The following is a 17,844-nucleotide window of genomic DNA, read 5'->3' as shown; positions in this document are numbered from 1 at the left end:
CCTGGTCACGCGGGGAGTTCGGCGAGCACGGTGGACCAGATCGCGAGCGCATCGTCGATCTGGGTATCGGTCACGATCAGCGGCGGGATCATCCGCACCACATTCATATACGCACCGCAGGTGAGCAGCAGTAGCCCCTTCTCGACCGCGAGCCGCTGGGCGGCGGCGGCGGTCGCGGTATCGGGTTCGCCTGTGGCGGTGGTGAATTCGGTTCCGCAGAGCAGTCCGAGGCCGCGCACATCGCCGATCGCCTTGGTGGCGCCCTCGCGCAGTCCGGTCAGCAGTTGCGTGCCGCGCGCGGCGGCGTTGTCCACCAACCCCTCCGATTCGATCACCTCGAGTGTGGCAATTGCCGCCGCACACGCCACCGCATTGCCGCCGTAGGTGCCGCCCTGCGAGCCCGGCCAGGCCTTGGCCATCAGCTCGCGCGGCGCCGCGATTCCGGACAGCGGGAACCCGCTGGCCAGACCCTTGGCGATGGTGATGACATCGGGGCGAACGCCGAAGTGCTGATGTCCGAAGAACCTTCCGGTCCGGCCGAAGCCGGTCTGGATCTCGTCGAAGATGAGCAGAATGCCGTGCCGGTCCGCGCGTTCGCGCAGCCCGCGGAAGAACGTGGCATTGCCGGGGATATAGCCGCCCTCGCCGAGCATCGGTTCGACCACGAATGCGGCGGTTTCGGCGGGGGAGGTGACGGTGGCGAAGAGGTAATCGAGTTCGCGCAGTGCGAAGTCGGTGGCCTCGGCCTCGGTCCAGCCGTAGCGGTAGGCGGTGGGGAACGGCGCTACGTGCACACCGGACATCAGCGGGCTGAATCCGGCGGAGAAGCGGGTGCCCGAGGTCGTCATGGTTGCCGCCGCGACGGTTCGACCGTGGAATCCACCTTGGAAGACAACGATATTCGGCCGTCCGGTGGCCTGGCGGGCCAGCCGCAGCGCGGCCTCTATCGCCTCGCTGCCGGAGTTGGCGAAGAACAGCGTGTCCAGACCTTCGGGCAGCACCGTGCCGAGTCGCTCGATGAGTTCGAGCAGCGGCCGGTGCATGACGGTGGTGTATTGGCCGTGGATCAGGCTGGCGACCTGGGCCTGGGCCGCCGCGACCACATGCGGATGGCAGTGACCGGTGCTGGTTACCCCGATGCCCGCGGTGAAGTCGAGATAGCGGCGACCGTCGGTGCCGTAGAGGTAGCAGCCCGATCCGTGGTCGACGGTTACCGGGGTGGCCTGCTTGAGAACGGGGGATAACTCGGTCATGATCCGCCTCCCGGGCGCGTCTCCGCTGATTGTCTATTGTCGGATTGTTGACAATATGCATAACATGGGCACGGGGTTCACAGCAATGGCCGAAGGCCGCGTCGGGAATGAAAAGGAGCCCACATGCTCACCGAAACCGCCCTGACCGCAGCCGAACGCGCCGCGATCGATACGGTTCCGACGGGACTGTTCATCGACGGCGGATGGCGCGCAACAGCCGCTACGCTCCCGGTCACCGATCCGGCAACGGGCCAGTTGCTCTGTGCGGTGGCCGATGCCGATGCGACCGATGGGCTCGACGCCTTGGCCGCGGCCGATCGGGCGCAGGCGGAGTGGGCGCGAACGACGCCGAGGCAGCGCAGCGACATCCTCATGGACGCGCACCGGGCACTGCTCGCCGATACCGAACGACTCGCGCTGATCACGACGCTGGAAATGGGTAAGCCGCTGGCCGAAGCGCGCGGTGAAATCGCTTATGCGGCAGAGTTTTTCCGATGGTTCGCCGAGGAGGCCGTCCGTCTGGACGGTGGGTACATGCCTGCACCGGCGGGTGGTTCGCGTTTCTTGGTGACCAGACAGCCGGTCGGTCCGAGCCTGCTCATCACGCCGTGGAACTTCCCGATGGCCATGGGGACCCGCAAGATCGGTCCGGCACTGGCCGCGGGATGCACCTGCGTCGTGAAACCCGCTGAGCAGACACCACTTTCGATGCTCGCACTGGCCGATATCCTGGATCGCGCCGGTGTCCCGGCGGGTGTGGTCAATGTGATCACCACATCCGATCCGGCGGCGGTGATGACGCCGCTGATTTTGGACAGTCGCTCGCGCAAGCTGTCGTTCACCGGTTCGACCGCCGTCGGGAAGTTGCTGCTCGAACAGTGCGCGCGGACCGTGATGCGCACCTCGATGGAGCTCGGCGGTAATGCGCCGTTCATCGTATTCGACGATGCGGACCTGGATGAGGCCGTCGAGGGCGCGCTCGCGGCGAAGATGCGCAATATCGGGCAGGCGTGTACTGCCGCGAACCGAATCTTCGTGCAGCGCAGTGTCGTTGACGAATTCGCGACTCGGCTTGCGGACCGGCTGACGACGCTGCCGATGGGGCGCGGGACCGAGCCGGGAGTCGTAGTCGGCCCGCTGATCGACGCCGATGCGGTGGCAAAGGTGACCGGTCTGGTCGCCGATGCGGTCCGTCGCGGGGCCACCGTGCGCACCGGCGGCGCTGCATTGGCGGGCCTCGGAAACTTCTATCCCGCAACGGTATTGACCGATGTACCCGATGACGCCGAGATGTGCCATACCGAGATTTTCGGACCGGTCGCGGCGATCGCCGCCTTCGATACCGAAGCCGAGGTCGTCGCGCGCGCGAATAACACGCCCTACGGATTGGTGGCCTATGTTTTCACCGAAAATCTGCGGCGCGGACTGCGGGTGTGTGAGGCGCTGGAATCCGGCATGGTCGGCTTGAACCAGGGAGTAGTGTCCAACCCCGCCGCACCGTTCGGCGGCGTGAAAGAATCCGGGCTCGGCCGTGAGGGCGGACTCACCGGCATAGACGAATTCCTGGAGACCAAATACATCGGAGTGCGAATATGAGTACAGCAGCGCGAAGCGATTCCATGAGGGGTGGCGGTCGGGCGGCGTATCGGATAGCTACCATTCCCGGCGACGGCATCGGTGTCGATGTCACGGCCGAGGCGGTAGCCGTACTGGACGCGGTGCTGCCCGGTATCGAATGGACCGAATTCGACTGGTCCTGTGAGAATTACCTGCGCACCGGAGCGATGATGCCCGCCGACGCGCCCGGTCAACTGGCCGGATTCGACGCGATCCTGCTCGGTGCGGTCGGCTTTCCCGGTGTACCCGACCATATTTCGCTGTGGGGTTTGCTGATTCCGCTGCGTCGCGCCTTCGGCCAGTACGTGAATCTGCGTCCGGTCCGACTGTTGCCGGGCACCGAGTCGGCCTTGCGCGACCGTACCGCCGAAGATCTGGACATCCTGATCGTGCGGGAGAATTCCGAGGGCGAATACTCCGCGATCGGCGGCATGCACCATCCCGGCCGCACCGACGAATTCGTCCGGCAGGAATCGATCTTCACGCGGGTCGGCTGCGAACGGATCATCCGCTACGCCTTCGAACGGGCTCTCGAACGCGACGGCCGCCTGTGCTCGGCCACCAAATCGAACGGGCTGCTGCACTCGATGCCGTACTGGGACAGCATCTTCGAGCGCATTGCCTCGGAATATCCGCAGGTGGAGACCCGACAGCTGCATGTCGACGCGCTGGCCGCCGAAATCGTGCTGCATCCGGATCGGCTCGATGTGATCGTCGGATCGAATCTCTTCGGCGACATCCTGTCCGACCTGGCCGCCGCGATAACGGGTGGCCTCGGCCTCGCGCCATCGGGCAACATCAATCCCGAGCGCACGGCGCCGTCGATGTTCGAGGCGGTACACGGTAGTGCGCCCGATATCGCCGGCCAGGGCATTGCGAATCCGGTGGCGCAGATTCTCGCCGGAGCAATGCTGTTGGAGCACTTGGGCGAACATGCGGCCGCCATGGCGGTCGATCGCGCGGTCTGCGACGTCCTGCGCGAAGGTCGAATTCGCACACCGGATCTCGGCGGCACCGCGACGACCGGTGCGTTCGGCAGTGCCATTGCGCACCGTGCGGCCGAATTGGTCGAGACCGGTTCGGTATTCGCGCAACCGTAGATCCGCATCGTCATGTGACCGCAAAGAATTCGGCAGGCGGATCGCAAAGTTCATCCGCGAGCATGGGGCGACTCGCGTGTCTGCGGAAGGACTGGGTCATGAAGTTCGAATTCGGGGGTGCGCGCAGGCGATTGCGTCGCGCCATGGCCGCCGCGGTGGCCGCGGCCGGCCTGGTGGTGGTAGCGGGCTGTGGCTTGGGCGGCGACGATGCGGCGGCGGTGACCTACGAGGATGCGAAATCCTCGGGCAAGATCAAGGTCGGCTTCGCCAATGAGGCGCCGTGGGCTTTCCTCGGTGCGGACGGCCAGCTGACCGGATATGCGCCGACCGTCGCCCGCGCGGTATTGAAACGACTCGGCATCAACGAAATCGAAGGCGTCGTCACCGATTTCGACGGACTGATCGACGGCGTTCGGGCCAAGAACTACGCATTCGTCGCGGCGGGTATGTTCATCAATCCGAAGCGATGTGAGAGTTCGGCATTCGCCACTCCCGACTACCAAGTCGGCTCGGCATTCCTGGTGCCGGAAGGCAACCCACGCAATATCAACAAGTTCGAGGACATTACCCGGGAGAATGTCCGGATAGCCACGCTGGGTGGCGCAGTCGAGAACGGCTACGCGCAATCCTCCGGCGTGCCATCCCAACTCGTCGAGCCGATGGCCAAACAGGACGACATCCTGCGCGCGGTGCGCAACAAGGACGTCTATGGCGCGGCGATGCTGGACGTCACGGCCGCATGGCTGGTGAAGAACAATCCGGACGCCAACCTGGCGGTCGGCCCGTCCTTCCGCTTCGGCAATAAGCCGGATGTCGGCACCTTCAACTTCCGCATCGGCGACGACAAGTTCCGCGAGGACTTCAACCGCGAGCTGCGCGCACTGCACGAGAGCGGTGAATGGTTGAAGCTGGTGGAGCCGTTCGGCCTGACCAAGGCGAACGAGGCGGATCCGGCGGCAACGGCCGAGCAATACTGCACGGCTTGACCTCGTGTCGTCGCATTTCTCGACCTACCTCGAGCGGGTACTCCAGGGTCTTCCCTTCACGCTGTGGGCGGCGGTCGGCGGCATCGCGCTGACCGTCGTGCTGTCCTTCGTCGCCGGGATCGCCATGCTGTCGCCGTATCTGCCGGTGCGGTTCGTCACCCGTATCTATGTGGAGGGGTTCCGGGGCAGCTCGGAGGTGGTGCAGCTGTTCTTCTTCGCCGTGGCGATACCGATCTTTTTCGGGGTATCGCTCGGTGCGACGGCGAAGGGTCTACTGGTCATCGGCATTATCGTGCTCGGTCTCAACCACGGCGCCTACGGTGCCGAAATAGTCAGGGGTGCGATCGGATCCGTGCCGCAGGCGCAGGTCGAGGCCGCGATCGCGCTGAATCTGTCACCGGCGCAACGCATGTGGCGGGTGGTCCTGCCGCAGGCCGTGGTGGAGATGCTGCCGACATTCAACAATCTGTTCATTCAGCTCGTGAAAGCCACTGCGCTGCTGAGCTTTATCGCGGTGCCAGAGGTTTTCAAGAAGGCCGATGAACTGCGTGCGGTACCTGCGTTCTCTCGCGAACTCGGTCTCATCTACGGGATTCAGCTGGTCGTGTACCTGCTGATCGCGGTGGTGATCACAGTGATCATGCGGGTGCTGGAGCTGTTGGCGGCCCGGCGGGTCGGACGGCGGCCGAAGCGTTCGAGCATTCGACTCTCGGCACATGTGGGGGTCTGATGGAGAAATGGCGGTGGGACCGCTTCTTCGATGCCTTTCCCTTCATTTGGGACGGGCTGCTCGTCACGATCCAATACACCGTGCTCGGATCGCTGGTCGCATATGTGCTCGGTCTGATCTTCGCGGTGATTCGGCGGCTGCGGATTCCGGTGGTCGATCAGCTGCTGTGGACCTTTATCGAATTCATCCGCAGCACACCGCTTTTGGTGCAGATTTTTTTCCTGTACTGGGTGGTGCGTCCGGATCTGCTCGGCGGGTTGTCCATCGACACCCAACGTCTGGTGGTCGGCGTGACCGCACTCGGCGTGCACTACGCCTGCTACACCTCGGAGGTATTCCGCGCGGGCATCGACGCGGTGCCCGCTGCGCAATGGGAGGCGGCCACCGCGCTGAATCTGCCGCGCACACGCACCTGGGTCGATGTGATTCTGCCGCAGGCGGTGCCTCGGGTGCTGCCCGCGCTGGGCAACTACACCATCGCCATGTTCAAAGAGGTGCCCCTGCTGTCCTCGATCGTCATCCTCGACATGGTGTATCAGGTCAAGACCGAGTACGCCGCCGATACCGGTGGCACGGGACCCGAGGCCTGGTTCGCGGCCGGTCTGACCTTCCTCGCGCTGAGCTATCCGTGCTCGATCCTGGTACGAAAGTTGGAACGACGTGTCTGAACCGATGATCCGGTTCACCGGTGTGGAAAAGCGCTACGGCGCCACGGTGTGCCTGGACGAACTCGATTTCGCCATTGCGCCAGGTGAATTCGTCACTTTGATCGGGCCGTCGGGTTCCGGCAAGACCACAATTCTGCGTCTGCTCATGGGGCTCGAGCGGATAGACGCGGGCACCATCGAGGTCGGCGGAGAATTGCTCAGCCACCAGCGGCGCGGTGACAAACTGGTGCCCGCCGGTCCGGCGCACCTACGCCGGATGCGCCGCAAGATCGGGATGGTCTTCCAGCAGTTCAATCTGTTCCCGAATATGACCGTGCTGCGCAATGTCACCGAGGGCCCGGTCCGCGGTCTCGGCCAGTCCAAGGACGCCGCCGAGGAGCGGGCGCGAAAATTGCTCGATCTGGTCGGGCTCACCGACAAGATCGACGCCCGTCCCGCACACCTGTCCGGCGGCCAGCAGCAGCGAGTCGCCATTGCCAGGGCGCTGGCCATGGAGCCGGAAGTGCTGCTGCTCGACGAGGTGACCTCGGCGCTCGACCCGGAGCTGGTGACCGGAGTGCTGCATCTGCTGGCGGATATCGCGGCCGATACCGAGATCACCTTCCTCTGCGTGACACACGAAATGCAGTTCGCCCGGAAGGTTTCCGATCGCGTAATGATGTTCGACGCGGGGCGCGTGCTCGAGGACGGTGATCCGGAACGAATCTTCACCGATCCCCGGCAGGATCGGACTCGCGAATTCTTACAGGCGGTCTTGGATGAAAACTGACCGCCGATCTTCCACAATTTGATGCATGACCAAGCCGTGTCTAGTCCTGCAGTTGCGGCCGGAGCGACCCGCCGCGGATGACGAATACCGCGCCGTCCTGCGCATGGCCGACCTCGCCGAGGGAGACACGGTCCGGGTGCAGATGGATCGGGAATTCCCGGATATCGATCTCGACGATTATTCGGCGGTCATCGTCGGTGGCGGGCCGAGCAATGTCAGCAGTCCGGACGCCGAGAAATACGGGTACCAGCGGACATTCGAACCCAAGCTGAAGAAGCTGATGACCGAGATCATCGACCGGGATTTCCCGTATCTGGGCGCCTGCTACGGATTGGGCATTCTCGCGGACGTGCTCGGCGGCGAGGTGAGCGTCCAGCAATACAGTGAACCGGTCGGCGCGCAGACCATCGATCTGACCGAGCACGGCCGCATGGACCCGCTGCTGGCAGGTATTCCGCGGACATTCCGAGCGTTCGTCGGACACAAGGAAGCCTGTCAGGAGGTGCCGCCCGGTGCGGTACTGCTGGCCGGATCGGCCGATTGCCCGGTTCAGATGATTCGCGTCGGGCAGCACGTGTACGCGACCCAATTCCATCCCGAATTGGACAGCGACGGACTTGCCTTGCGCATCGAGGTTTACCGGCACGCAGGCTATTTCGAACCGCACGAGGCCGAGGACCTGATCGAGCTCGGTCATCGGGAATCGATCACGGTGCCCAGCGCGATTCTGAGCCGATTCATCGCGCGGTACTGCCGCGGATAGGTCCGATTACCGATCGGAGTCGAGGCGATGGCGATTTCGGTGTTCGGTGCGCGAGCTGGTACGCAGCGCCCAGCTCGGTGAGTCGGGGCGCACGTCGGTGATCACGGGCCAGGATCCGGTCGTCGTGGCTGACGTTTCGCGTGGTTCGCGCCGGACAGGCAGCGCTTCGCGGGTGCTGCGTTCGTCGATCTCGGCGAGTCCGACGACGACCATCAGCATCATGATGACCATCGTGACGGTCACGATCAGCGGTGTCACCAGTTGGAGGGGATCGATACCGCCGCCGTCGACCTGGTGGTCGGCATGGCTGGCGTGCATCGAGGTCATTCCGACGTAGTGCATTCCGCACACCGCGACACCCATGATCAGCGCGGCGCCGATGGTGGCGAACAGACCGCGGACATGCAGCATGAACCACAGCGCCGCGGTGGCCGCGACCACCGCGATCACGACCGAAACCACCACCGTTTTGCGGTCGTATTCGACGTGTGCGTTGGTTTTCATCGCGTACATGCCCAGGTAGTGCATCGCGGCCACGCCGAGCCCGGTGATCGCGCCGCCGATCGGCAGTGCCACGAATTCGTTTCGACCGCGCACCACGATCGATAGCCCGACCCACACGACCACGATCGCGATGACCGCGCTGAGCAGCGTCAGCGGCACGTCATAGCGGATGGTGGCGCCGTGGATGGAGAAGCCGAGCATGGCGGTGAAATGCATGACCCAAATGCCCGCGCCACCGAGGGAGACGGCAGCGGTGGCCAGCCACCCGCTGGGCAAATCGGAGGACCGAGCGTGTACCACACAACGGAGCGCGAGCGCGGATCCGATAACCGAGATGAGGTAGGCCATGACGGGGGTCAACCAGCCGTGGCTGAAATGATCGAGTTCTAGCATGTGTACGCCCCGGTCACCAGTCGTGCCGTTGCGGCCGAATGTGGGTCAGGGGCGGCCCGCTATCGATCGGCGGCGACCAGCTGTCCGTCGAGCACAGCGGCAGTAAACCAATGAACATCGGGTTGAACCTCACGATCTGCGGAAATTACACGGACATTTCCGCCAGCCGCTGACAATAGCCAGGTCGGTCGCTCCCCGCCAGCTCGGGTGTCAGATTCACAGCTAACACATAGTTTCCGGCAGAGCAATCGGCCAGCGTTCAGTTCTGGGAGCCGGGTTCGCCGCGCGGCGCGATTCGGGTGTTCGGTGTTACCGAGGCGTTCACGTGTCAGCGGCTCGCGACGCCGTTCGCACTCGAATGTCCATTCGAGCCGTGGACTGCGTTCGACGCGTGCGCGACGAACCGGCCGAAGGACCGAGCCGGGCTACTGATTCCCGAGTTCCCGCAGCGCCTGTTCGGATGCCGAACCCGGCTCGGCGGCGAACAGGTCCAAGCCGCAACACGACGGCGCGTCGGGGAGTGCGATGAGTTCGCCATGCAGGGTCAGTTCGCCAACGAGCGGATGGTGCAGCGCGTACATCCGGTTGCGGACCTGGGCGACCGGGCGCTCGGCCCACATTCGTGTGAAGTCCGGGCTCAGCTCTTGCATGTTCTCGATGTGCGCCGTGAGTTCGGTATGTCCGCGAAAGCGTCCGAACAGAACGCGCAGATGCGCCACATGCGCGAGTGCCGCCTGACCCCAACCCGGTCCGAGTAGTTCGCGCAGGTGCGGCTCGGTGAACAGGAGGTGTGAGAGGGTACGGCGGTCGTGGGGAAGTGTGGGGAAGTCGCCGAATACCGCGACGGCGAGTCGGTTCCACCCGATGATCTGAGTGTGGCGACCGACTACCAGCGCTGGTGTCAGTACGAACGAATCCAGCAGATAGCGCAGGCCCGCAGGCATGTCCGTCGAGGGTGTCTCCGGTGCGCACGGTCGCGGACGTCGTGCGATCCGGTACAGGTATGCCGATTCGTCCGCGTCCAGGCGCAGCGCCGCGCTGATCGCTTGTAGGACCTCGTCCGAGACGCTGTCACCATTGCCCTGCTCCAGGCGCGTGTAGTGGGCGATGCTGACCCCTGCCACGCGGGCCAACTCCTCGCGTCGCAGGCCTGCGACGCGGCGTGCTCCGCCGTGGTCGCGTAGCCCGACGTCCTGCGGGCGCAGGCGGGCTCGGCGTGATTTGAGGAACCCGCTCAGCTCGCTCCGATCGTCCACTCGACAACCCTACGCCGGGCCTCTATGTCTTTGCCGCCGTGGCGAATTGGGTGATCACGCCGTGAGTACGCAGCACACGGGTCTGGTCGCCCGGCCGCGGTGGCTCCACGCTGTCAGGCGGCACTCACACCAGCGAACGGAGAAGCCCGTGCACGGAACACTCGGACTGATCGGCAGCGGAATGATCGGTACTTCCATTGCTCGCTTGGCCATCTCGGCAGGCCTCGATGTCGTCCTCGGTAATTCGCGAGGCCCCGCGACCCTCGCCGATCTCGTCGCCGAATTGGGCGGGCAGGCCCGAGCGGCGACTCCAGCGGAAGCAGCGCGCGCCGCAGACGTGGTGGTGGCTGCGATACCGCTGCTGGCGTATCAAAAGCTTCCCGCGGCAGCGCTGGCCGGAAAGACGGTCCTGGACACGGCGAACTACTACCCGGAACGAGATGGTCACGTGACCGAGTTGGACACAGGCGCACTGACTTCCAGCGCTCTGATCCAGCACCACCTCGCGGATTCCCACGTGGTCAAGGCATTCAACAACATCACCCCACACCAACTGTTCTCCCTCGCCCGCCCCACCGATGCCCCGGACCGCAGTGCTCTCCCCATCGCAGGCGACAACACGGCGGCCAAAGCCGACGCCACCCGCCTACTCGACCTCTTCGGCTACGACGCGGTGGACATCGGCCCCCTGTCCGCCAGCTGGCGCACTGAACCGAACACTCCGGCATACATCCGCCCCTACCTCGGCGAAATTCCAGCTATGGACGTCGAGGCATTCCTTCGATGGACCCACCGAACCCCCGGAATTGCCGTCCCCGTACTCCGACTCACCGAACTCATCGAAACCGCAGTCCGCCAGCCCGCAGGCGAAGCCGAACTTCCCAGCGCCGACTGAACGACCCCGAGAACTGCGCCGTCGAGCAGCTTCTTTCGGATGCGCACCATTTGTCGCAGCCGTACAGGCCGTGCGCAACTGCCGCAGAGAGTGTGGGCGGGGAGCGGACATGGAACAACTGCGCGTCGAGCATCGATGAGTGACGTGATCAATAGCAGCTGAACATATTTGCCGGTTGCATGGGGTGTGCAGGTGATGCGGACGGATCTGGAGAGAGTTCTTCCGGATACTGATAACGTGGGCGGGTCGTCGAGTTCTGGGCGGCTGGTAGGGCGTCCGGTGATTGTGCGTCGAAATCGCCTGTCCTGCAGGGACTGTGGGGTGACCGCAGTCGGCTGTGGTTGCCTCGCCAGGGTTCGAGTTCTCGACGCGGACCTCATGGCCGGGGTCACATACGGTCGGCGTCGCGAGGAGGGCTGAACTGAGTGCTGTGGCCGCAGGCTGTGTTATCGCCGCGGTGCTTCCATTGATCCTGGCCGCCTTGCTGATCCAACGTCTGGAGTCACGCCTTTGACTACGCCATCGTCAACCCGCGCCACCGCGACCGGAGCCTGCCCCGCCGGGCACGGCTCACCACTCGATCCCGGCGAACCCCGAGTGCTGTTGCATACGCCGGAGTTCGCCGCCGATCCGCATCGGGCCTATCGAGAGGCTCGCAGCCAGTACGGGTCGCTGGTGCCGATGGAGTTGGCGCCTGGTGTGCCCGCCACGCTGGTGGTCGGATATCAGACCGCGGTGCGAATCCTCAATGATCCGGATCACTTTCCGGCGGATCCGCGGCATTGGGAACAGACGGTTCCCGACGACTCACCCGTCAAGCCGATGATGATGTGGTACCCGAACGCACTACGCAATGCCGGGGCGGCGCATGCTCGCTACCGGCAGGCTTACACCGGCAGCATCGACGGAATCGATCTGCACGAACTGCATTCGACGGTCGAGAAGATCGCCATCCCGGTGATCAACACCTTCTGCGAGGCCGGCGAGGTCGACCTGGTCACCCAGTACGCGCTGCCGGTCGTCTTCGAGGTCATCAACCAGATGGTGGGCTGCTCAACGGAACTGGGGCAGCGGGTCGCGACCGGTATGGCGATGCTCTTCGACACCGTCGAGGCGGCCGCCGGTATGGCGATGCTCAGCGAGGCGCTGCTGGAGTTGGTGCAGCTACGCCGGGCCGAGCCCGGTGACGACGTCACCTCGCGAATGGCTCACCACCCGTCCGAGCTCGACGATACCGAAATGCTATGTCAGCTGATCAGTTTCTACGGCGCGGGCATCGAACCGATGCAGAACCTGATCACCAACACCCTGCTGCTGATGCTCACCGACGATCGATTCGGCGGCGACATGCTCGGCGGTAGCCTCTCGACCCGCGACGCACTCGACGAGGTGTTGTTCAACGACCCGCCGATGGCCAACTTCAGCATCACCTACCCGCGCCAGCCGATCCTCATCGACAACACCTGGTTGCCCGCCCATCAGCCGGTCGTGGTCAGCCTTTCCGGCTGCAATAACGATCCGGCGATCCGCGGCGGCGATCGCACCGGCAACCGCTCGCATCTGGCCTGGGGCGCCGGGCCGCACGCCTGCCCCGCGAAATCCGTTGCCTACCTCGTCGTTCAGGACGCCATCGATCAGCTGCTCGACGCACTGCCCGAGATGGAACTTGCCGTGCCCGCGGACGAATTGGCTTGGCGGCCCGGCCCCTTCCACCGCGCACTGGCGGCGCTGCCGGTCGTTTTTCCCAAGTCCCCTCCGCTGCCCGTTTTCTGAAGGAGATAACGATGGAGCATGAACCGCTGGTCCTGGATCTGACCGGCGCCGATATCCAAGGCGAGAACGAGCGGATCCGGGAGCGCGGGCCGGTCGCGCTGGTCGCGCTGCCCGGCGGCGTGCCCGCGTGGTCGGTGACCGATGCCGCCGTGCTCAAGGCTCTGCTCGCCGATCCGCGGGTGTCGAAAGACGCACGGCAGCACTGGTCTTCGTTCATCAATGGCGAGATCACCCAGGAGTGGCCGCTGCTTCCGTGGATCGCGGTCGACAATATGTTCACCGCGTACGGCACCGACCATCGCCGCCTGCGCAAGCTGGTCTCACCCGCGTTCACGCACCGTCGCACCACGGCGCTGCGCCCGCGGATCGAGGCGATCACCGAGGGGCTGCTGAACGCGCTCGCGGCCACCCCGAAGGGCGAGGTGGCCGATCTGCGCGAGGGTTACGCCTATCCGGTGCCGATCGAGATCATCACCGAAATGATGGGTGTGCCCGAACATCTCGGACCCGGTCTGCGCAAATGCGTCGACGGCTTCTTCGACACCTCGTTCGGGCCGGAGGAAGCACAGGCCAACTACCTCGAGATGTACCGCCTCGTCAGCGAACTCGTGGCCTACCGGCGCGAGACCCCGGGCGACGATGTCACCAGTGTCCTCATCGCCACCCGTGACGAGGACGACGGCTCGCAGCTGAGCGAGAAGGAACTCGTCGACACGCTGATGCTGGTCATCAATGCCGGTCACGAGACTACGGTGAATCTGCTCGATCAGGCGATCTTCATCCTGCTCACCCATCCCGAGCAGCGCGCCGATCTGGTCGAGGGCCGGGTGCCGTGGTCGGATCTGGTGGAGGAGACGCTGCGCTACGAGGCGCCGGTAGCGCACCTTCCGCTGCGCTACGCGGTCGAGGATATCGAGCTCGGTGAGATCCGAATTCCCAAGGGCGAGGCGATTCTGGCGTCCTACGCCGCCGCGGGCCGCGATCCGAACCTGCACGGTGCCAGCGCCGCGACGTTCGACCTGCACCGGGTCAATAAGGAACACCTGTCCTTCGGGCACGGCGCGCACCACTGCATCGGCGCCCCGCTGGCTCGGCTGGAGGCGACGATCGCCCTCCCGGCCATCTTCGAGCGCTTCCCGAATATGCGCTTGGCCGTGGATCCGGCGGAATTGGCGCCGGTCGGCAGTTTCATTTCGAACGGACACCGCACGTTGCCGGTTTTCCTGGACGCGTAGCAGCGCGACGGGGGTGCCGTCACATCGGCACCCCCGGTGACTGATCACCGCTCGGTTAACGCGATTTCGAGCTCTCGGCGTTGCGGCAGCAGTAGCGGGAGGACGGACTCGAGGTGGTGTAGGCGGGCCGAGGTGGTCGAGAGAGTGAGTCCCGCGACGAGGGTGCCCGTGCGGTCGCGGATGGGGACGGCGAGGCAGCCGGAGCCTGCGCGGAGTTCATCGATTTGCATCGCGAAACCATGGCGATGGATATCGGTGCCCGGGTCGGATTCGGCGAGGGCGAGTCGGCCGATGGCGGAGGCGGTCAGGTCGCGGATGACCAATTGTTCGTGCTCGATAGGGTATTCGGGGTCGGCGTCGAGGATGCGGACAAGTGGGCGCGTAGTGCCGGTGCGGTGGTATCCCGCGAGGTGGATGCCGCCTCGGATGCGCCCGCGCAGGCTCTCGAGAATATCCACCGCAGCCGCTGGAATCCTTGGGGGAGCGGCCATTCCGGCGAGTTCGGTGACCTTGCTGCCGAGCGCGAAGCCGCTGAGATCAGGAGTGCGGACCAGATATTCCTGTTGGACAAGGAGATTGAGCAATCGGTAGATGGTCGCCTTGGGCATGGCGAGGTTACGGCTGATCTCTCGTGCGGTGACGCCCGGTCCGCAGGCGGCGACCTCCTCGAGCACAACCAGGGCGCTGAGTACGGCCTTGGGTTGTCGCCCGCCGAGCGCACCGGAGGCGGTCACCGCGGCCGCCGGTCGGAGCCGGTTGGTGCACCTCCGAGCACCTCGTCTCGGATCGGGGTGTCATGGGTGCCCATCCGAGCGACCATCCGTCGCGCGCGGGCGAACCACGCGAGGGCGAGCGCGACACTGCACACGAAGAGCCAAACACCCACGGCACGGGGACTATTCGACTCTCTGATCAGATATACGGCAAGGCAGGCACCGAGACAGCAGGCGGCGCTCGACGCTCCGATGGCGGGCCATATCGTCAGCTCGCCGATCCGGCGTAGGAAGAATACGGCGGCCGAGCACACAAGGGTGTAGGCCAGGACGTACCCACCCGCGGAGACGGCCAGGAGAATACCGACGGCCTGTTTCGAGGTCGCGCCCGCGAGTAACAGGATGATGGGCCCGATGGTGAGCACCGGCATTGCGGTGTAGATCGCGATATGTGGTGTCTTGAACCGGGAATGCGTATGGCCGACGGTCGCCGGGATCACGCCGTCGATGGCAAGTGCGAGCAGCACGCGCACGAGCGCCGTCGAGGACGCGAGTGCGCACGCGAAAAATGAGGCGGCGACCCCGATGTCGAGGATCGGGGTGATCCAGCCGACGCCGTAGTAGGCCGAGAGCGCGGACACCGGCGTGACATCCTCGCCGAGCGCGACGTTCGCCGCCCGAAATCCGGTGGTCTGCACCGAGGTCGCGGCCACCACGAGCAGGCCCGCAGCAATCGGCGACCAGGTCAGTACGCGCGGTACGGTCGCGAACGGGCGGCGGGCCTCGACCGAAAGCGATGCGGCACTCTCGAACCCGACGAAGGCCGTGATCGCGATGACTACTCCGGTGACCAATTGACCGAGGCTCAACTGGCGTGGCGCGATCAGCTCCCAGGAGATCGGTTGACTGCCCTGTCCGATGAACAGCACCACGACCAGTGCGACGAGCACGGCCACGGCGACCGACTCGACCAGTAGGCTGACCCGCGCTGACAGCCGGATGCCGCGCACCATGACGACCGTGCACAGCACTCCGCACGTGATGACGCACAGCAACGAAACGCTCGAGGCATGTGCCGGCCCGCCCCCGAAGTAGCCGAGCAGATTCGATACGTGGAAGCCGACATTGGCGAAGGCGTACATCGAAATGAAGCCGTAGCCGAGGATCAGACTCACCCCGCTCGCGAACCCCGCCGTCGCGCCGAGCCCCTTGGCGGTGAAGGTGTACAGCGATCCTGCGGTCGCGATGCGCTTGGTGAACTGATTGATCGTCGCCGCCGCGAGCAGGGTGAGCAGGACCCCGATCAGCGCCGCCCACAGTCCCGCATTGCCGCTGTACAGCGCCAACAGCCCGGGGACGGTGGCGGCCGCGGCGCACGGCGCGACAGCCGACACCGACTGCGCCAGCACATCGCCGAAGCCGAGGGTGCGCCGGTGCAGACCGGACATCGGCGATGTCGTACCCACGCCGGTCACCGGCTCGGGATCGGCAATGGCCCGGTCCAGGGCGCTGACGTGAGGGTTCATACGGTCGGAATGTAGGAACCGGATGTTTCGGACGCGTTGCTGTCGCGTCATGTATGGGTGATCGGCAAACGAGGCGACGAGCGGATTCGCGGTCTCATTCGGCGCACCGCTGACCTTTACCGCCGGGTGACTCTTCGGCAAAGCGTCCCGCGAACAGTGTGTGCATCGAAAGCGTTCGCCTGTTTCGGAGGTTCACCATGGTCGCCAATTCCCCACTCGACGCGACGGCTGTATCCCCACCGGCCGGCAGTCTGCGCGGCTCGCTCGGCCCGGGGGCGATCGTCTTCATGGTCGTGGCGGCGGCCGCGCCGCTCACCGTGATCGGTGGTGCGGCGCCGATCGGCATGCTGATCGGCGACGGGGCCGGGTATCCGACCATGTTCGTGGTGTCCGCCATAGTGCTGCTGTTCTTTTCGGTCGGACTCGGGGCGATGAGCCGGTATGTGCCCAAGGCCGGAGCCTTCTTCACCTATGTCGGCTACGGGCTCGGACGTCCGATGGGATTGGGCGCGGCGTATCTGGCGCTGTTGACCTACACGATGATTCAGGTGGCGGTCTACGGATATCTTGGCGCCGCGCTCGAACGGTCGGTGGTCGATATCGGCGGCCCCGACCTGCCTTGGTACGTATATGCATTGCTGGTCGTCGCCGCGGTCGGTGTGCTCGGTTACCGGCATATCGAGCTCAGCTCGAAGGTGTTGGGGCTGTTGCTGATCGGCGAGGTGGGGATCGTGCTCGTGCTGGCCGCGGTCGTGATGGGACGCGGTGGGGCCGATGGGCTCTCGCTCGAGCCCTTCACACCGAGCGCCGCGCTATCGGGTTCGCCCGGTATCGGTTTGATGATGGCGTTGGCCGGATTCATCGGGTTCGAGGCGACCGCCATCTTCCGAGACGAGGCGCGCGATCCGCACCGGACGATTCCGCGGGCCACCTATGCGGCGGTGATCGCGATCGGGGTGTTTTACACCTTCGGGACCTGGGCGCTGGTCATGGCGTGGGGGCCGGCACAGGTGGTCGCGGTCGCTGCCGAGGATCCGGCGGGCATGATCGTGCGGACCGCATCGGACTATCTCGGCTCGGTGGGCGCCGTCGCGATCAATGTGCTGTTGCTGACGAGCCTGTTCGCGTGTGTGCTCTCGTTCCACAATGTCGTTGCGCGGTACCAGCATTCGATGGCGTCGACGGGTGTACTGCCGGGTTCGCTGGCGGGCGTGCACAGCAAGCATCTGTCGCCGCACAGCTCGTCGCTGGTGCAGACTGTCACCGCGACAACGCTGGTGGCCGTGTTCGCACTGTGCCGGCTGGATCCCGAACTCGAGGTCTTCACCTGGTTCTCGGGAGTCGCGACGCTGGGCGTCGCGGTGCTCATGGCGACGACCTGCCTCGCCGTCATCATCTACTTCGCGCGCACCCGCGCGGATACCCGGGTGTGGCAGACACGCATCGCCCCAACGCTCGGCCTGATCGGGCTGCTGGTGGCCGCGGGCATCATCATCGCGAACTTTCCAACCTTGATCGGTGGTTCGACCACGCTCGCCGTGATCCTGCTGCTCGTCACGGCGGTGTTTCCGCTGGCCGGGATCGCGCAAGCGTATGCCATGCGCCGTACGAACCGCACTGCCTACGACGGCATCGCCGACGCGATCGCCGCCTGACCCTCGGA

16 protein-coding genes are annotated in these 17,844 nt (G+C 65.1%); 11 read left to right on the top strand and 5 right to left on the bottom strand.

Annotated elements, in window-relative coordinates:
* Window positions 1-5: 5 nt before the first annotated feature.
* The gene (locus ACIBW7_RS28690; protein WP_397051534.1) at window positions 6-1,253 is read right to left on the bottom strand and encodes an aspartate aminotransferase family protein; all 1,248 of its coding nucleotides are present in this window, start codon (window positions 1,251-1,253) and stop codon (window positions 6-8) included.
* 123 nt (window positions 1,254-1,376) lie between these two features.
* Between ACIBW7_RS28690 and ACIBW7_RS28685 the strand changes: the two genes are divergently transcribed.
* The 7 genes from ACIBW7_RS28685 to ACIBW7_RS28655 all read left to right on the top strand — a co-directional run bounded on the left by ACIBW7_RS28685 (window position 1,377) and on the right by ACIBW7_RS28655 (window position 7,886).
* Complete coding sequence (locus ACIBW7_RS28685; RefSeq protein ID WP_397051532.1) at window positions 1,377-2,849, top strand: NAD-dependent succinate-semialdehyde dehydrogenase; 1,473 nt, start codon at window positions 1,377-1,379, stop codon at window positions 2,847-2,849.
* 23 nt (window positions 2,850-2,872) lie between these two features.
* Window positions 2,873-3,970 (top strand): tartrate dehydrogenase, encoded by a 1,098-nt coding sequence (locus tag ACIBW7_RS28680; protein ID WP_397051682.1) that lies wholly within the window; start codon window positions 2,873-2,875, stop codon window positions 3,968-3,970.
* Between the two features lie 98 nt (window positions 3,971-4,068).
* Window positions 4,069-4,956: an ectoine/hydroxyectoine ABC transporter substrate-binding protein EhuB gene (ehuB, locus tag ACIBW7_RS28675; RefSeq protein WP_397051530.1), complete on the top strand. Its 888-nt coding sequence runs from the start codon at window positions 4,069-4,071 to the stop codon at window positions 4,954-4,956.
* Window positions 4,957-4,960: 4 nt separating this feature from the next.
* Window positions 4,961-5,686: an amino acid ABC transporter permease gene (locus ACIBW7_RS28670; RefSeq protein WP_397051528.1), complete on the top strand. Its 726-nt coding sequence runs from the start codon at window positions 4,961-4,963 to the stop codon at window positions 5,684-5,686.
* On the top strand, window positions 5,686-6,354 hold the full coding sequence (gene ehuD, locus ACIBW7_RS28665) for an ectoine/hydroxyectoine ABC transporter permease subunit EhuD (RefSeq protein WP_397051526.1): 669 nt from the start codon (window positions 5,686-5,688) through the stop codon (window positions 6,352-6,354). Before ACIBW7_RS28670 ends, ehuD begins: the two co-directional genes overlap by 1 nt.
* Before the next feature lie 4 nt (window positions 6,355-6,358).
* Complete coding sequence (gene ehuA, locus ACIBW7_RS28660; RefSeq protein WP_397051680.1) at window positions 6,359-7,123, top strand: ectoine/hydroxyectoine ABC transporter ATP-binding protein EhuA; 765 nt, start codon at window positions 6,359-6,361, stop codon at window positions 7,121-7,123.
* A gap of 25 nt (window positions 7,124-7,148) precedes the next feature.
* The gene (locus tag ACIBW7_RS28655; protein ID WP_397051524.1) at window positions 7,149-7,886 is read left to right on the top strand and encodes a glutamine amidotransferase; all 738 of its coding nucleotides are present in this window, start codon (window positions 7,149-7,151) and stop codon (window positions 7,884-7,886) included.
* A 6-nt stretch (window positions 7,887-7,892) separates the two neighbouring features.
* On the opposite strand, the gene ACIBW7_RS28650 is transcribed toward ACIBW7_RS28655, so the two are convergent.
* On the bottom strand, window positions 7,893-8,783 hold the full coding sequence (locus tag ACIBW7_RS28650) for an MHYT domain-containing protein (RefSeq protein ID WP_397051522.1): 891 nt from the start codon (window positions 8,781-8,783) through the stop codon (window positions 7,893-7,895).
* A gap of 425 nt (window positions 8,784-9,208) precedes the next feature.
* Window positions 9,209-10,039 (bottom strand): helix-turn-helix domain-containing protein, encoded by an 831-nt coding sequence (locus ACIBW7_RS28645; protein ID WP_397051519.1) that lies wholly within the window; start codon window positions 10,037-10,039, stop codon window positions 9,209-9,211.
* 148 nt (window positions 10,040-10,187) lie between these two features.
* On the opposite strand from ACIBW7_RS28645, the gene ACIBW7_RS28640 reads away from it, so the two are divergent.
* From ACIBW7_RS28640 to ACIBW7_RS28630, 3 genes are all read left to right on the top strand, one after another.
* Complete coding sequence (locus tag ACIBW7_RS28640; protein WP_397051517.1) at window positions 10,188-10,934, top strand: NADPH-dependent F420 reductase; 747 nt, start codon at window positions 10,188-10,190, stop codon at window positions 10,932-10,934.
* Between the two features lie 510 nt (window positions 10,935-11,444).
* A complete protein-coding gene (locus ACIBW7_RS28635; RefSeq protein ID WP_397051515.1) occupies window positions 11,445-12,707 on the top strand; it encodes a cytochrome P450 in 1,263 nt (420 codons plus the stop codon).
* An 11-nt stretch (window positions 12,708-12,718) separates the two neighbouring features.
* Window positions 12,719-13,942 carry a cytochrome P450 gene (locus ACIBW7_RS28630; protein WP_397051513.1) on the top strand — a complete coding sequence of 408 codons (1,224 nt, stop codon included), beginning with the start codon at window positions 12,719-12,721 and terminating at the stop codon, window positions 13,940-13,942.
* Between the two features lie 44 nt (window positions 13,943-13,986).
* Here ACIBW7_RS28630 and ACIBW7_RS28625 read toward each other — a convergent pair whose 3' ends face one another.
* The gene (locus tag ACIBW7_RS28625; protein ID WP_364476468.1) at window positions 13,987-14,676 is read right to left on the bottom strand and encodes a helix-turn-helix domain-containing protein; all 690 of its coding nucleotides are present in this window, start codon (window positions 14,674-14,676) and stop codon (window positions 13,987-13,989) included.
* Window positions 14,673-16,181 (bottom strand): APC family permease, encoded by a 1,509-nt coding sequence (locus ACIBW7_RS28620; protein WP_397051511.1) that lies wholly within the window; start codon window positions 16,179-16,181, stop codon window positions 14,673-14,675. Before ACIBW7_RS28620 ends, ACIBW7_RS28625 begins: the two co-directional genes overlap by 4 nt.
* Window positions 16,182-16,378: 197 nt before the next feature.
* On the opposite strand from ACIBW7_RS28620, the gene ACIBW7_RS28615 reads away from it, so the two are divergent.
* Window positions 16,379-17,836 carry an APC family permease gene (locus tag ACIBW7_RS28615; protein WP_397051509.1) on the top strand — a complete coding sequence of 486 codons (1,458 nt, stop codon included), beginning with the start codon at window positions 16,379-16,381 and terminating at the stop codon, window positions 17,834-17,836.
* Window positions 17,837-17,844: the final 8 nt, after the last annotated feature.

The organism is Nocardia sp. NPDC049526, from assembly GCF_044465765.1.
Classification (GTDB): domain Bacteria; phylum Actinomycetota; class Actinomycetes; order Mycobacteriales; family Mycobacteriaceae; genus Nocardia.
The sequence above is the reverse complement of the archived record's forward strand: the minus strand, read 5'-3'. Positions and strand labels throughout refer to the sequence as shown.